Origin of the sequence: Paenarthrobacter nicotinovorans (assembly GCF_007670255.1) — a bacterium.
GTDB classification, from domain to species: domain Bacteria; phylum Actinomycetota; class Actinomycetes; order Actinomycetales; family Micrococcaceae; genus Arthrobacter; species Arthrobacter nicotinovorans_B.
In genome coordinates this window covers 46,871-60,402 of sequence record NZ_SZVS01000013.1, presented here as the reverse complement: position 1 = coordinate 60,402, position 13,532 = coordinate 46,871, and the positions used below count along the sequence as shown (strand labels likewise).

The 13,532-nt window shown below is 60.7% G+C and carries 22 protein-coding genes and 1 pseudogene; 15 read left to right on the top strand and 8 right to left on the bottom strand.

Going from position 1 to position 13,532, the window contains the following annotated elements:
- The first annotated feature begins 1,060 nt into the window (after positions 1-1,060).
- Complete coding sequence (locus tag FDP28_RS17690; RefSeq protein ID WP_144662924.1) at positions 1,061-1,540, top strand: hypothetical protein; 480 nt, start codon at positions 1,061-1,063, stop codon at positions 1,538-1,540.
- A gap of 108 nt (positions 1,541-1,648) precedes the next feature.
- Here the strand turns inward: FDP28_RS17690 and FDP28_RS20610 are convergent, their stop codons facing one another.
- Together FDP28_RS20610 and FDP28_RS17685 are read right to left on the bottom strand one after the other, a co-directional pair.
- Positions 1,649-1,825, bottom strand: a complete 177-nt coding sequence (locus FDP28_RS20610; RefSeq protein WP_186313700.1) for a hypothetical protein — start codon at positions 1,823-1,825, stop codon at positions 1,649-1,651.
- Between the two features lie 11 nt (positions 1,826-1,836).
- On the bottom strand, positions 1,837-2,100 hold the full coding sequence (locus tag FDP28_RS17685) for a hypothetical protein (RefSeq protein WP_144662923.1): 264 nt from the start codon (positions 2,098-2,100) through the stop codon (positions 1,837-1,839).
- A gap of 58 nt (positions 2,101-2,158) precedes the next feature.
- Here FDP28_RS17685 and FDP28_RS17680 point away from each other — a divergent pair, with 58 nt between their 5' ends.
- The 4 genes from FDP28_RS17680 to FDP28_RS17660 all read left to right on the top strand — a co-directional run bounded on the left by FDP28_RS17680 (position 2,159) and on the right by FDP28_RS17660 (position 6,420).
- Positions 2,159-2,863, top strand: a complete 705-nt coding sequence (locus FDP28_RS17680) for a DedA family protein (protein WP_144662922.1) — start codon at positions 2,159-2,161, stop codon at positions 2,861-2,863.
- A 636-nt stretch (positions 2,864-3,499) separates the two neighbouring features.
- Positions 3,500-4,093 carry a zinc metalloprotease gene (locus tag FDP28_RS17670; RefSeq protein ID WP_144662921.1) on the top strand — a complete coding sequence of 198 codons (594 nt, stop codon included), beginning with the start codon at positions 3,500-3,502 and terminating at the stop codon, positions 4,091-4,093.
- Positions 4,094-4,118: 25 nt separating this feature from the next.
- On the top strand, positions 4,119-4,868 hold the full coding sequence (locus FDP28_RS17665; protein ID WP_144662920.1) for a hypothetical protein: 750 nt from the start codon (positions 4,119-4,121) through the stop codon (positions 4,866-4,868).
- Positions 4,869-5,829: 961 nt separating this feature from the next.
- The gene (locus FDP28_RS17660; RefSeq protein WP_222120654.1) at positions 5,830-6,420 is read left to right on the top strand and encodes an aminotransferase class V-fold PLP-dependent enzyme; all 591 of its coding nucleotides are present in this window, start codon (positions 5,830-5,832) and stop codon (positions 6,418-6,420) included.
- Positions 6,421-6,521: 101 nt separating this feature from the next.
- Here FDP28_RS17660 and FDP28_RS21010 read toward each other — a convergent pair whose 3' ends face one another.
- From FDP28_RS21010 to FDP28_RS17635, 6 genes and pseudogenes are all read right to left on the bottom strand, one after another.
- Positions 6,522-6,962: a TY-Chap2 family putative peptide chaperone gene (locus tag FDP28_RS21010; RefSeq protein WP_397321066.1), complete on the bottom strand. Its 441-nt coding sequence runs from the start codon at positions 6,960-6,962 to the stop codon at positions 6,522-6,524.
- Positions 6,952-7,218, bottom strand: a pseudogene (locus FDP28_RS21005) (TY-Chap2 family putative peptide chaperone); the annotation flags it as partial. The gene FDP28_RS21010 and the pseudogene FDP28_RS21005, both read right to left, overlap by 11 nt.
- 59 nt (positions 7,219-7,277) lie before the next feature.
- Complete coding sequence (locus FDP28_RS17650) at positions 7,278-7,910, bottom strand: RNA polymerase sigma factor sigma-70 region 4 domain-containing protein (protein WP_144662917.1); 633 nt, start codon at positions 7,908-7,910, stop codon at positions 7,278-7,280.
- Positions 7,911-8,157: 247 nt separating this feature from the next.
- Positions 8,158-8,469, bottom strand: coding sequence for a hypothetical protein (locus FDP28_RS17645; RefSeq protein WP_144662916.1), 312 nt, complete (start codon positions 8,467-8,469; stop codon positions 8,158-8,160).
- 38 nt (positions 8,470-8,507) lie between these two features.
- Entirely contained in the window at positions 8,508-8,909 is a 402-nt protein-coding gene (locus FDP28_RS17640) for a DUF6573 family protein (protein ID WP_144662915.1), read from the bottom strand.
- A 26-nt stretch (positions 8,910-8,935) separates the two neighbouring features.
- Complete coding sequence (locus tag FDP28_RS17635) at positions 8,936-9,277, bottom strand: hypothetical protein (RefSeq protein WP_144662914.1); 342 nt, start codon at positions 9,275-9,277, stop codon at positions 8,936-8,938.
- Positions 9,278-9,376: 99 nt separating this feature from the next.
- Between FDP28_RS17635 and FDP28_RS17630 the strand changes: the two genes are divergently transcribed.
- The 10 genes from FDP28_RS17630 (at position 9,377) to FDP28_RS17595 (ending at position 13,510) form a co-directional block, all read left to right on the top strand.
- The gene (locus FDP28_RS17630; protein ID WP_144662913.1) at positions 9,377-9,766 is read left to right on the top strand and encodes a hypothetical protein; all 390 of its coding nucleotides are present in this window, start codon (positions 9,377-9,379) and stop codon (positions 9,764-9,766) included.
- Between the two features lie 466 nt (positions 9,767-10,232).
- A complete protein-coding gene (locus FDP28_RS17625; protein ID WP_144662912.1) occupies positions 10,233-10,547 on the top strand; it encodes an acetolactate decarboxylase in 315 nt (104 codons plus the stop codon).
- Positions 10,544-10,702 (top strand): hypothetical protein, encoded by a 159-nt coding sequence (locus tag FDP28_RS20605; protein WP_186313699.1) that lies wholly within the window; start codon positions 10,544-10,546, stop codon positions 10,700-10,702. Before FDP28_RS17625 ends, FDP28_RS20605 begins: the two co-directional genes overlap by 4 nt.
- The gene (locus FDP28_RS21000) at positions 10,699-10,983 is read left to right on the top strand and encodes a hypothetical protein (RefSeq protein WP_397321065.1); all 285 of its coding nucleotides are present in this window, start codon (positions 10,699-10,701) and stop codon (positions 10,981-10,983) included. Before FDP28_RS20605 ends, FDP28_RS21000 begins: the two co-directional genes overlap by 4 nt.
- Before the next feature lie 29 nt (positions 10,984-11,012).
- Positions 11,013-11,411: an HNH endonuclease family protein gene (locus FDP28_RS17620; RefSeq protein ID WP_397321064.1), complete on the top strand. Its 399-nt coding sequence runs from the start codon at positions 11,013-11,015 to the stop codon at positions 11,409-11,411.
- Positions 11,395-11,619: a hypothetical protein gene (locus FDP28_RS17615; protein ID WP_144662911.1), complete on the top strand. Its 225-nt coding sequence runs from the start codon at positions 11,395-11,397 to the stop codon at positions 11,617-11,619. The genes FDP28_RS17620 and FDP28_RS17615 overlap by 17 nt, the downstream gene beginning before the upstream one ends.
- Complete coding sequence (locus FDP28_RS17610; RefSeq protein WP_144662910.1) at positions 11,616-12,155, top strand: hypothetical protein; 540 nt, start codon at positions 11,616-11,618, stop codon at positions 12,153-12,155. The genes FDP28_RS17615 and FDP28_RS17610 overlap by 4 nt, the downstream gene beginning before the upstream one ends.
- Positions 12,156-12,161: 6 nt before the next feature.
- Entirely contained in the window at positions 12,162-12,377 is a 216-nt protein-coding gene (locus FDP28_RS17605) for a hypothetical protein (protein ID WP_144662909.1), read from the top strand.
- A gap of 112 nt (positions 12,378-12,489) precedes the next feature.
- Entirely contained in the window at positions 12,490-12,786 is a 297-nt protein-coding gene (locus tag FDP28_RS17600) for a hypothetical protein (RefSeq protein ID WP_144662908.1), read from the top strand.
- A 64-nt stretch (positions 12,787-12,850) separates the two neighbouring features.
- Positions 12,851-13,510: a hypothetical protein gene (locus FDP28_RS17595; protein WP_144662907.1), complete on the top strand. Its 660-nt coding sequence runs from the start codon at positions 12,851-12,853 to the stop codon at positions 13,508-13,510.
- Positions 13,511-13,532 lie beyond the last annotated feature (22 nt).

Below are 13,532 nucleotides of genomic sequence, written 5' to 3'. Positions count from 1 at the left end.
ACGGAATTGCGGGGTGCGGCGCTGAACACAACGGCTCTGTTGGCCGCCATATCGAAACGGGCCGGCTTGGCCATGAGCAGGCCCAGCGGCACCATTACCAACAGGTAGCCAACTACCAACAGGTAGCCAACCCCTTCACGATTTAGAACTGACAGCCAGAATGATCGACGTTTTTCGGCTCAAGAACCGCTTAGCAGCCGGGCCGATCAGTCCTCGATTCCCCAGGCTTAAAACTCCTCGTTTGAAGAGAAAGCGGAAATTGCGTTCACGGCATACGGAGCCTGTGGCCTCACACCTTCCAAAGACGAAGCCCAAGACACCGGCCGAGACGCCCTATTTCCGGGAGTCTGCCATGCGAGCGGCACAACCAGAACGTGCCAGAGTTGCGGCGTGTAAGCTGGACGGCCACCGAGCCTGCGAGCAGGTGCTTCAGCCGGTTCCCAGATCGGGTTCGCGGGTGCCAACCGCGATTAACGGATGCGTTTGCGAATTCGGTCAGTTGGCTCAGCGCACGTGCAGGGTTCCCGGATAGGATCAGGAAAGACCAGCGGACACCAGCACCGTCGAGGATCTTCTGGAGGCGTTCCCTGATTCCGGCGCTGGGGCCTTCAGCATCGTCAACAACGCTCTCAGACCCAATCGGTCCAACTTGGTTCCCCCTCAGCTGGCTCGTCGGCGAGATAAGTGGCGACATCCAGGTACGCGCAGATTAATTTGACGTTCAGGTTGGGCCAATTCTGCGGCGCGCTGGACCACTCCCAGTGGCTGACCGGGTACAACACCGGCCAGGACCGGGCCAGTGATACGCAGGGCACGATGGCCGCAACCCCCGCGTCCGGGAGTGCACGGTTGGCTGGTTCGTTCATGATTTCTCCGCCAAAAAGGCAACAGTAATCGTAGAGCTGGCATGGCGCTGCGGTTGCCAGGTCCCGGGCGCAGGACACCCTCTTTTGTCGTCGCGGGCTGGTGCCGCCATGAGAACATGAGGAAATTGGGGGCGGCCGCGGCCGCCCCGGGGCAACAACTGGTTCCTTGACAGGTCAACGGAGGACACGTAACGGTGAATGACACTTCAGGGTTCTGGCGAACTGACCCGGCCACACTCCGCGACGTCGTACTTGACGCCGAGGCCATCGAGGCGGCCCTGGCCAACGGTTGTCCGCCTCTGGAGCGTGTCCGGTTTCTGGCTCTGCTCAACCGCGAGAGTGATGCTCTTCAAGAAGGCTTCCGGCTGCTGCCTGACATCCCCGACCGGGGCGAACTGCTGCTGGTACTCGCCCAGGTCTTCCAACGCCAGTACCACTGGTACGAAGCCGCCCAGCTGCAGGAGGAGGCCCTGCAGCTGGCCGCCACCCGTCTGGAGGAAGCCAACGTGCGGCACCACATCGGACGGCGGCTCTTTGACGAAGCCCGCTACCGTGACGCAGCTGCGGAATTCCAGTGGGCATCCGACCTCTACCGGGTCTCAGGCCAGCACCAGCTCGCAGAGAAATCCAGACAAGCCATGCAATACTCCCAGCAGGTGCACGCGAACGCATAAACCCGAAGTTCGCAGTATTCCACCTCAGGCCCGCCTCCACCGCTTGGGTCCTGGCCGAAATGCGGAGAACGGCGGGTCACAACAGTGCTTGACGCGTCGCGCGGTGACTCATGTCACTGTGCGCGCGTGACGGAGGCGGGTGCTTCCATGAGCCACGTCCGAGCTGACGACGTGCATGGCGATCCCGACGGTGTCGTTGGCCATTGCGGGGGCTTTGACTCCGTCGCCGACCATGGCAACCTTGTGTTCCATTGGCGACGACGTACGCGACTGTCTGGTTGTCACGGAAAGCATGATCATGTGGCGGAGGCGCGGGGCGTTTCCATGAGGCCAAGGACGCCGATGTACCGGGTTCCGCGGCGCACGACCATGCTGTCCGCCCGGCCGCTTCGCGCCGGCCGGTGGTTCGGTGATTTGCCTGTCAGCGGGGTGCGCCGATTTCGCTGCTTGCCGACGTGAACCTGTTCTCCGTCGATCAGGGCGCTGGCGCCACGGCCGGTGATGCTGGTGACCGCGCCGGCCTTGAGCAGGGGCGTGCCATCGAGTCGGGCGTGGGACACTGGAGACAGCGTATTTCGTCGCTTTCGTCTGTATTTGCCTTCTTTGGGAGTTGCCCGTATGGATTTTATCGGGGAAGCCGTGCTGCAGGCGGCCGGACAATGGTGGATCTACCCGCTGCTGTTCGTCTTCTTCTTTATCGACGGCTTTGCGATGGTTGTGCCGAGCGAAACCCTCATCGTGGCGCTGGCCGCCTTCTCCCGCCAAAGCGGCGAACCCAACCTCTGGATCCTTGGTGTCACCGCGCTGCTCGGTGCCATGGCGGGGGACAACATGGCCTATCTGCTGGGCCGGAAAATCGGCCTGGACCGTTGGTGCTGGATGCGCCGGCCGAAGGTTCGGAAGGTGTTTGGCTGGGCCCGATATGAGTTGGAGAAGCGCGGCGCCGTGCTGATCTTTACCGCCCGGTACATTCCGTGGGGGCGCGTCGCCGTAAACTACGTGGCGGGAACCACCGCGTTCCCCCGCCGCCGGTTCTTCCTGCTGGATGCCCTCGCATGCCTCACCTGGGTGCTGTATTCACTCGGAATCGGCCTGTTGGCCAGTTCCTTCACCTGGCTGCACGGCAATCCCCTGCTGAGTGCGGGGATTGCCGTGGTTTTCGCGATCATCATGGGCATCCTGATCGACCATCTGCTGCGATGGTGGCACAAACGCCTTGGCAGCCCCTATACGAAAACAGACGCTCCACACACCTCCACCGCCCCGGCCGACGCGGCGCCGCCCACTTCCGGGGACAGTACGCGACTCCGACACCTGGGGTGACTGGCTAGGATGCGCCTCAAATTTGGTACGGGCTTCAAGACTCATTGATACCCATTTCAAACCAGATATCGGCTGTGCCGGACAGTTCATTGGCTTCAAACTAACTTCCTAAAAACCGAACTCGAGTTGGGGCATTGCCTGCGACTGCCAGCAGAAGGGCCATGCGAATGCGAACTGATACTCACATGCCCGAAATTTCTCACCACCAGCGAATACGCACCGCGACTCAGGGCACGCCTTGAACGGGAGGGAGAGCTCATAGCCGACGCGGAAGTCCGGGGATGGCCTCGCGAAGTCGAACGCCATCAAGCAACCCAACAACGCATCCGCAAACTTCTTCTGGATTTGGCAAAGGGTTCGGGACCACCCGACCCCGGAGTGCTGAAGTAAAGAGCGCTTCACGGTTTAGTGGGAAGATCAATTAAATTGGCCAGACTGGCCCATTGACACTCAATTTGGTTAGGCCCGAGAATAAGCCCAACGGACGGAGGAATTCACTTCGTGGCAGCGATGGGGGATGGTTGCCATCCGGAACTCCTTGCATCCCCCGCGGCAAATTAACACTAAAGGTTGTTCTGAACGCAGAAATCGTGGAATAGCGCACGATCAGAATAGACCTCCGTGGGGAGAGGCATAATGATCCACAAGGCAAGAATAAAAGTTCTCGCAATTCTCGGTTTTGTAATTCTGTTCATGATTCCCGCTACTGCCGCAAATGCTGCGACACCAACATATGGCCACCGGTACTCGCTGGGCGTCGGAAATGTAACTGTCTGGTTGAACTACGCGTCAGGGGTCGGCAACTGGGAGTCGTACATCGTTAACGCTGCCAACAACTGGATGTATCCAGGGTGGGACAACCCCATCTACATCAATTTTGTCAGCAGCAATAACGGCTCGATGATGGACTTCCACTTGAACTACAGCTCATACTTTCAATCGTCGTCCATCATTGCGCAAACAGAGTTTTACAATAACGGCCCGACAAGCGTGAGCCCGTGGTATTCGAATTGGGACTTCACTGAGATTCATATCAACAACGATCAATATAGCTCACCGAGTTTTTCGAACGATCAGGCATTAGGGACCACGATCCACGAGATGGGACACTCCTTCGGACTCGACCACTGGCAAACGAATCCCTACAGCATCATGTGCCAGACAGGCGCCGGACGAATAGTACAGAGAGTTCAGCAGGTCGACAACGATGCCGTCAACATCCTGTACTAAAATCTTGTCTAGAGAGGTCGATAGAATGAACAATCTGAAAGTGCCCTTCGCGGTCGCCACTGTCCTGCTTCTTGGAGGGGTAACCGCCTGCGCTTCCGATTCGCCAAGTTCTGTTGGACAAGTCGAAAGCCAACAAGCGACGGAGAGTACTGTTGCCGCCATGGAGCATGACGCATATGCGAGGATACCGGTCGATCAAATCCAGAGCATTCCAACTGAAGTGGACTTCGTCTGGAACGCGAAAGACCCCTATTATGGGTTCAATTCCGTCCCTGTGGTAGCGCGGGTTCACATCGACTCCATCGACGGAGGGCGCACCTTCAGCCCCATCTTCAATCAGTACACCTTCCCTCAGACCATCGGAAAAATGACCGTCCAAACGGTATACAAGGGGGACCTAAAGCCCGGCGCTCAGCTGACTTACAACAAAGGTGGGGGAGTCGTCTCCTTCGATGAGTACTGGAAGAGCCTCAATCCCCAGCAGCAGGGTAAGTTCAAGAGCCGTAATGGCGGTCAGAAGCCAACCGGAATTCAGTACGTTAAGAAGATGTATTCGGGGGATGCTGATATCAAGGTCGGGAAGGATTACATCGCGCTTTTGTTGCCCCAGCAGTACAAGGACGGAACGGCGGAAGAATATTCCATCCAGGGGTTTCAATATGGCTTCCGAGAGGTAAGAGGTTCCGGCCCTGGGGCGACCGTTCTGAATAACGAAACAAACGAATGGGAGAGCCTTGAAAGTATGGTTCCCCTAACCGCCATACCATCGACGTAGCGACAGCCACACTTAAGGCTACCCACAGTGGCATGGAAGACCTCGGCGCTCTCGTGCGTCGGCATCGCATCGATGACAGCGTCAACAAAGCCATTACCCGGGCCACAAACGTTGATTTGATTTGTATTGATGACATCGGGCTATTGCCGGGGTGTTGTCATTGGGGCAGGTATATGGACCTGTGCTCGCCGGGGAGGGCTAACAGCATGCGATCATCCCGAGTAATTACGGCCCTCGCCCTGGGCCTGCTGCTTGCTACAGCAGGCTGTTCGGCAATCGAACAGAATCCAGCAGAGCCAATGCCACACACGGCACCTGAACAGCGCCTCGGATCCACGTTGCGCTGCCAAGATGCCTGGACCGGAAATATGGCCGGCATTCCTGATGCACCGAAAGCCTATGGGGTCTCGTCGTTAGCCTGGCTAGGCAGTCCTCCGAACTACTCGTGGCCGATAGCAGGCGCCACGGATGGGTACGCCTACACGGCGAATGACGGTAAGAACTATGGGGCCTGGAAGACCCCCATCTCAGTTGACGCCGGAACGGGCGAGCGAGTCATCAGCATCGACAGTCCCGCGGACGCCGCCATCATCGTCGCCTCCGCGAAGGACTGGGAATCCAGCCAAGCTCTGCGTGAGGGCCGGCTCGAACTGCCGGTTTCTTACACCGTCACGGCTTGCACCGACCGCCCAACCCAGTTTCCGGGAATGACCCTCGTCCAAGGGCCAGCCTGCGTAGTCATCAGAGTCACGGATCCTGCTACAGGGAAGTCGTCCGCCGTCTCTGTGCCTATGTACGGTGCGTCCTGCAGCTAATGACCGCGGCTGCCCGCACCGGGTTCCGCAAACGGAACGGCAAAACCGCCGTTCAAGCTGCTACCGCCAAACGAAGTTAACAGTCACAACCTGGCGCCCTCAATTGGCGAAGCTCCGGTCAAATAGCGGTTGACCGGATAGGCCCTTTGAGGCAGCCGCGAATCGACCTGCTGTCCTTTTCGGGACACAAGATCGGGGCCCCTAAGGGCATCGGCGGGCTCATCACCCGCCGGCGTGGCTACAAGCGCCCACCACTGACTCCGCTGATGTACGGCGGCGGTCAGGAACGGGGGCTGCGGCCGGGAACCTTGCCCGTAGCCCTGATCGCAGGCCTCGGCACCGCGTCTGCCATCGCTCTGAAGGAAGCCGAGGCGCACACCCTCGCGGCAGCAGCAATAAAAGAGCAGCTGCTCAAGGCGCTAGAGCCACTCGGTGCCGAGTTGAACGGAGACGCCGGACGCACAGTCGCGAGCACCCTGAATGTGTCAATCCCTGGCGTCGATTCCGAAGCAGCGATCGTGGCGCTTAAGGACATCGTCGCACTTTCAAATGGGTCAGCGTGCACATCGCAGAGCTACGAGCCCAGCCACGTGCTGCTGGCAGCGGGTCTGCCCAAGGAACGCGTCGAGGGCGCGCTACGACTCTCGTGGGGCCCGTCAACCAAAGAGGTCCCAATCAACGCCATTGCCGAGCGCCTGGCGAGCCTCATGCGCAGGTGCGTGCCGACTTCTCTCTGAAAGCACATGGTCCATGCCGCCCCCCAACTCCGGTCACGAACCCGCTGACAACGCACGGTCTTGATACGCGGAGCGTCCACTACGATTCTTGGCAGGAAGTATCATTTCAGGATTACTCCAAGAGCCTGGCCGATAGTTGCCGCCAGGCTGCGTCTGCTCGCTGTAAAAATTCTCATCAGATCGGCTGGCTCACCCTTTTGTAGGTGGAGCGTACCCAACTGGTCGAGGACGGCAACAACTTCATCGTTTCGGTTAAGCGACCAGAACGCATACGATGCGTCGCCCAGAACTTCAACTCTTCCTACCGCCTCTCGTTGCCTCGCAGCACTGGGGAAGTGCTCGAAGATGCCTTCGATGGGTCCGCTCCCATAACCGGAGGTATCCACGAACGCACTCCTCGCGTCCCACATGGTCTTGGAGTTCACCATCTGCGCCAGAATCGTCGCGATGATTCTGTACGTCAGCGTATGTCGCGCAGTCGGCGGTGTTTGAGCAGGAGGCGTGAGGCGGCCCCCCCTTTTCGATACGTTCCACGATGGCATGCGGGGAGCTGGAAAATACTTCCGACCATTCAATAGGTTCGAAATCCGGGGATTCCACCAAGTGAATGCTTCCGCCCCTCCGGTTCAGAGAAATGGTCACTTTCTCAAGCGAGAGGTCAAGTATGCCCAACGCGTCGTATTGTCCCCCACCCGGATGCCATTCCAAGATGCGCAACTGGGTGTTCCGTCGAACAAGTTCCGTGGCAATCCACCACGGCTGTGCGGTCACAAAACGTTCCTGAATACGAAAGTCCATTGGCGCACCTTTGACTAGTTCAAGCTGATTCAACCGGAACGGGGCCCGGGATTTCTTCGCTAGGGATTGTCTCCGGTGTTGATTTGCTGGACGCGTGAGTACGAGATTCCCAGGACTTGGCCGATGTCCGGCAGGGACATACCGGTTTCGACGAGCGCCCGCACAACCTCACGGCGCTTTTGCGCGGCCTGGCGTTGGAGCTCCTCGCCGCGGGCCCTCAAATCCGCGGCCTCAGACCACTTCCTCCTGGCGGCGGCATCGACGTCGAAGGAAAGATCCAGCACGACCCTTCCTGGGATCCCCATCAGCGAGGCAGCCTCTTCAGCGACTGTCCTCATTGCGGTTTTGAGATCCCCGGCGGCCACGGATGTCTGGGGATCTTCGGCAGCGATATTCCACCGGGTACCTGTCCAGGTTGCTGTCGCTGCCACGTGCACGGGAGGACCTTGCGGTTCCTGGGCCGCGGAATCGCCGACCGGACGTCCAGCCCGGATCCACGCATCGAGTTTGTCCAAATCGTACTTGCGTGCCCGCTCCCCCGTCTTGGCGGGCGTCCGAAGGTCTGCCGGCGTGCCGTTGATTTTGCTCATGAGGGTCCGGAACGACGGCACAGTGATTCCTGCCCGGTGGGCGGCCTGGTCGACGTCCAGCGGGAGGTTGGTTTCCTCCGCTGCGGCAGTTTCAAATTTCACTCGTGGTCCTTGGTCAGTAGTCTCCGGCAAGTAGCCGGCGAGCCCGGGTGATGGCCGATTTGGCGAGGCCCGACGGCGGCTCTCCGGGGCAGTCATGCGCGTCGGCTGCCAAGAAGATCCGTGCCTCCAAATCTGGGCCGGCGATCCAGAAACACAGGGGACATACCGCCACGGCATGGCCTGGAACCCTGGTTGCCATGACTTGCACTGCCATCATTCCTCCTTCCTCGAGACTACTGGCTGATTCCTATCCGATGTCCCATTCGGGATGGTCCTCCCACGTGATGTAGGTGCAGCCGGCGTTCGGTCGGCCGAAGTCGTCCAAGGGGCCGGCACAAGCCTCTTCGGTTCCTTCTGCCGGCTCATCCCAGGCGGCCTTGACAACAACGGCCATGCGGTTGGGCCCCGCCGCGGAGTTCTCCGCCAGCCGGATCCTGGTGGTATTAGAGCCGTCAGGAAGCGATTCACCGATGACCGCGACTGCGGCCCCGTTGACGGTCAAGAGCCCTGTAGGTGCCAGTGACCAGGATCCCCGAATGGGTCCGGTTAGCGTCGACACTTGGGCCTTTTCCTGCATGCCCGTGCCCGGGGCGGGCATCAGTCCTGCTCCGGAAGCAAGATCGTCACCACGGGCAGAATCGTGTCGCCAGGGCCGATCTGAAGGTGGAGCTCGATGGCCTGGGGTTCAGCCTTCGGCTCTGCCACGGGTATCCGCCAGGTCTTGACCGGAATGCGCGTGACATCGCTGTGGCACGCTGCGATGACAGCGCGGTGGGCTGCTCGAAGGAGATCCCGGATCCGGTCAGGTTCGTTTTGGTGGAATCCGGCCGCTTCCGGCCAGGAGACGCTCTCCCCCCAGGCTTCGCTGGTGATGGCCACGGGAATGCTGAATCCGAGTTGGGCCGCGTATTCAGTGATGTCTTTCAGGACGCCGTCGGTGATCGCCTGCCGGCGGCTGTACGCGGAAATGACTGGTGCGTCTTTCCGAAAATCTTCCATGATTCCTCCTGGGTGAGGGCTGCTGTTCAGCGGCAGGATGTGGTGGATCGGTGGTGTCGAAGCAGCTGCTCATGCACGCGCGCCATGCCCCGGCAGTACTCGGAGGCAGACAGTCGGATTCTTGCCCCGGCCAGCAGCGACTCGATCAGGAGCGCGTCATCATCTGCATCGACGTCCTCCAGGCGCAGGCCAGCCTCGTGGGCCAACCCCTCGGCGGCGAGCTGATGGTCAACGGCCTTCCTGAGGAAGTGCTGCGGCTTTTCCTCGCGGGGAGTCAGAGGCGAAACCTCCGTGAACCCGAGAAACTCCTCCAAGTCGAATCCCGGCAGTCCAGTCAGTTCGTCGATCCGTTCATTCAAGGTCTTCATGACTCTTCCTTTCCTCCAGCATGATTCAATGCTAGGTGCTATTGCATATTCAATGCAAGTAGTCCTAGCATTGAAGAACGAAACAATCAGGGGGAAACCATGAAGCATTTGGATGAAGCCGCGAGGATCAACGCCGAAGGGTACGTCTTCGAGCCACTGATCCTGGCAGCGGCCATGCGGGCAAATCCATCGGAGTATCGGCGCCTGCACGCGGCCTTCGCGCACCTGGTCGACCAGGCAACCACCCGCATCGCTGGCACACGACTGTCCGCCGGCCGGCCCTTCGGCCCGATCATCCTGGCTGACGGCTCCTACACAGTGCCCTGGGAGTGGCGGACGGAGGCGGGAGAGCGGCGGGTCCGCTGGGCCAACATCTACCGCCAGCGGCACAACCGCCCATTCACCAGGGAACAGCACGAACGACGCCTAGCGATGGCCGCCAGGAAGGCCAGGCTCCTGGGCTGCAATGTCTCAACCCAGAACAGCTGAGCAAGAAGGATCTGCAGGAGCCGTCATGACACCGCTGAATCGCAACAGAAACGACGGAAGCTCATCAACGCGCATGCGCCGGCGGCCGACCCCGGTTGCCAGCGCAGCACCCCGCCCGTCGCCGGCAGGGGCACACATAGCCGACTTGCTTGAGCGTGCGGCAGCCAGACAAGGCCTCCAGGTCTCCGTGTCAGCCCTTCCGGTCGCACGCGCATCGATGATCCGACTGCGACGTCTCCTCAGGGACACTCAGCCTGGATATCAGCTCCCAGGCGCCGGCCGGGCCAATCATGCTGATCGACACTTCAACCGGTCTTTCATGGGCCTTGAACTGCCCCGGCCCACACTCCGAGCCCAGAGCCCTCCACCTCACGCCGTCCGAAATCGTCGAAAACATTCTTCGGACGCTGTCCGACTCCAAGCAAAAAGACCGTACTCATACAGGGCAAAGGAACTAGGAGGAGCAATGTACACCGCACAAATCAGCACCGAAGCCGCATGCCAGATATGGGTGAAAGCCTCAACGGGGCCGAACCCCGAGCATCTCAAGCGCTACGCCTCCGCCCTTGAACACGACTGCCTAGGACCTTACCGGCCGCTAAGCGACGCCGAGGAAGACCAAACGCTGCTCAGTCTCTACAACGTAGACCACCCGCGCACCACAATGGAGGCCTTTCGCCAGTTGCCGGAACTCGCCATTGCGGGCTATCACCACCTGATCAGAGACCTGGCCGGGCATGGGCTTGGCCCGCAGCTGCCCAGGACGGAGAACGCCGCATGAAACGCCACGATACGACCGCTGATCTGGCCCCGCTTATCGAGGACGCGGCCCAGACCCTGGGCGTGAGCCCAGATCTGAGCACGCGGGAAATCGAGGACATCTGGGACACGGCCGAATCGATGGTCGCTGAGAGCATTGAACTTCCGGCACCATGAGCACCCGTACGTTCCGCCCGCTCCTGTTCGCCCTCGTGGCCTGCCTCACCCTGATCCCGGCCGGCGGCTGCAGCGTCATGAGCCAGGAGCTTGCCGGGGAGGCTCCGGCGCCCGGGAAGGCCGGCAAAGCGGCACTGACTGACTTACAGTCCATCCCGATCAAAGGCAGGGCACCCAAGGCCGGCTACAGCCGGGAACAGTTCGGCCCCCGCTGGGCCGACGTCGATCGGAACGGGTGCGACACCCGCAATGACATCCTGCGCCGCGACCTCAAAGCCTGACCTTCAAGCCCGGCACAAGCGAGTGCGTCGTGACTGCCGGAACGCTGACAGACCCGTACACCGGGCGGGACATTGAGTTTCGGCGAGGCCCGAAATCCGATGCCGTCGAAATTGACCACATCGTGGCCCTGGCCGACGCCTGGCAAAAGGGTGCCCAGGAATGGGATGCGGACAAGCGCCGGAGCTTTGCAAATGATCCCGAGAACCTTCTTGCTGCTGATGGCCCGGCCAACAGCCAGAAAGGCGCTGGAGATCTCGCCACATGGCTGCCGCCGAACACGGCATTCAGATGCACCTACGCGGCCAACACCGTGCACATCAAATCGAAATACGGGCTCTGGATGACAGCAGGTGAACAAGCCACGGCCCATCAGATCCTCAGCAACTGCACCCAACCAGGAAGGAACACTTATGAACACCAGGATTAGCGGGGCAAAGCACATGGCGACCATGACGACCGAATCAGCCTGCGTTCATTACGACCGTTTCCTGACGCCGGAGCAGGCCATCAAGCAGCGCATGGCCCGATTCCGGACGACGGGCACGAAGTTCGTCCGCAAAGGCATGAGCCTTAGCTTCACCGCCAAGAACGGGGACAGGATCACCATCACCTATCAGGAGGTTCCGACAGCATGACCGCCATCCCAGCCAACGACCCCAAAACCGCACCGGCCATCATTCCCCCGAAGGCCTTCCGTCGAAACCTGGAGGGATACATCCGCTCCGCCAAAGCTGGCCATGACGTGGTCATTGGCCGCATGGCACCGGAAGTCCGCCTCGTACGGGCCACCACCAACCAAGTCCGTGCCACGGAATCGTGCCAGGTTGCACCCGACCTGCTGGCAGACCTGATCACATCCGGAGCCCAAGCCGCGGCCTCGAACGTAGCAGAAGCCCAGTGCGCCGAAGGCAACATCACCCAGGCACTCAAGCTCGGCCTCGGCGATACCGTCGCGAAGCTGCTCAAAGGCGACGGCGGCACCGTCTGGGCCAGCCTGTACTTCCGGACATTCACCGTCACCCTCCACAAACTCGAAAACGCCACGGCCCTCGAACACATCAGTTTCTCCGCGCTCCTGGCACTGCTAACACTCCGCCTGGAAGACGACCCCACCATCCCCGCCAGCCGCTGGCAGGAACTTCAGGACAACATCTTCGGACGCCGAAAGTAGGAAGTAATGGAACCCATTCCAGTCACGCAAACGACACCTGCCGGCAACAGCAGCCCGCAGGCCATCCCGGACGGCCCCGCCATCACATGGGAGTGGCTGCACGGCACCATCGCAGCAGCCCTGCGGCAAGTCGAACCAGGAGCGCCCCTGTACATCACGGCCGAGGTTCTCACCGATGAGCTGCTCGAGCCTGTCAAAGGAGTCCAACGCTCCGCAGCTTGAACACAACACCAAAAGGACCAAACACATGAAAACCACCGACCACATCACAGCAGGAACCCGCATCGAACTCCTGATGCTCGACATCCAGCCAACGGAAATCTAGGCGTCCGCCGTGTGCACTCACGCCGCTCCAACGCTTCGCCTCAGCATCGAAGCCGAGTGGGGAACGCCCGACAGGAGCCCCTGGGACAACGACCCCAGCTACCGCTTCACCCTGCAGCAGGAATCGTCTACAGGATGGACGTCCTTGGAAGAAGGCAGAGGATTCTCCAGCACGGCAGACGCCGCAGCCGCCGCAGCCCAAGCACTCCAGCGCCGCGCGATTCGCCAGCTACCTGCCGCATCTGCGCAAGTCTCGCGAAAAGCGGAGCAGTTCCGGGACACCATTTTCGGCCGTCCCCATTCCTAGCGGGGCCGAGAGGTAACTTCGCAATTCAGCCAGCTCTTGTTGCAACCGTTGAAGAATGGACCACATGCAAACGCCACGACTTGCCGGCATCGCCGACATCGTCCCCTTGTCCTGGACCGCTGCCCTCGCCTTCACCAGAAAAGACGGTCGCGACCGGAAGTTGCACGCAGTCCTGGAATGGCCTGCGCACCTCGCTCTCGTGGCGGGACATACCATCGTCGGCCGAGCCTTCACTGATGGCCGCCGCAGCCTCGTCTCAATCAGCCAATCCCTTGACGGCGGCAGGCTCTCTGCCCTGTGCTCCGCAGTGGTCGTTGCGGCCCAAATGCTCCTCGCGTTTGTCGCAACGGCACTGCTGACCAGGACGTTCGCTGCAGCCTCGCTCGCAATGTTGATTCCCCTTCTGGCCTTCGCCCCGCCGGCCACCCGGTCGATGAGACCGGGCGCACGCCAGGCCGCACGCAGGCTCACGACCGAGCTGGCGTCATCCTCTGAGCCCATGTGGATCTTCACCCACCTGTCCCGGAGGCTGACCGCCCCCGCCGGCAGCGGACTGCAGCTGCTGCTCTGGGTCATGTCCACCGGTATCCCCCGGGATTCAAGGCTCGGCTGCACCGCGGAAGCCGAAGCCCTGGTTCCGCTCTACCGGCGTTGCGGCCTGGAGCAGCTCGACGGGACGTTGGCGATGGCAACACCAACTGCGGCCGGAGCCTTGCTCGGGTGACGAGACCCCAAAAGGGAACACG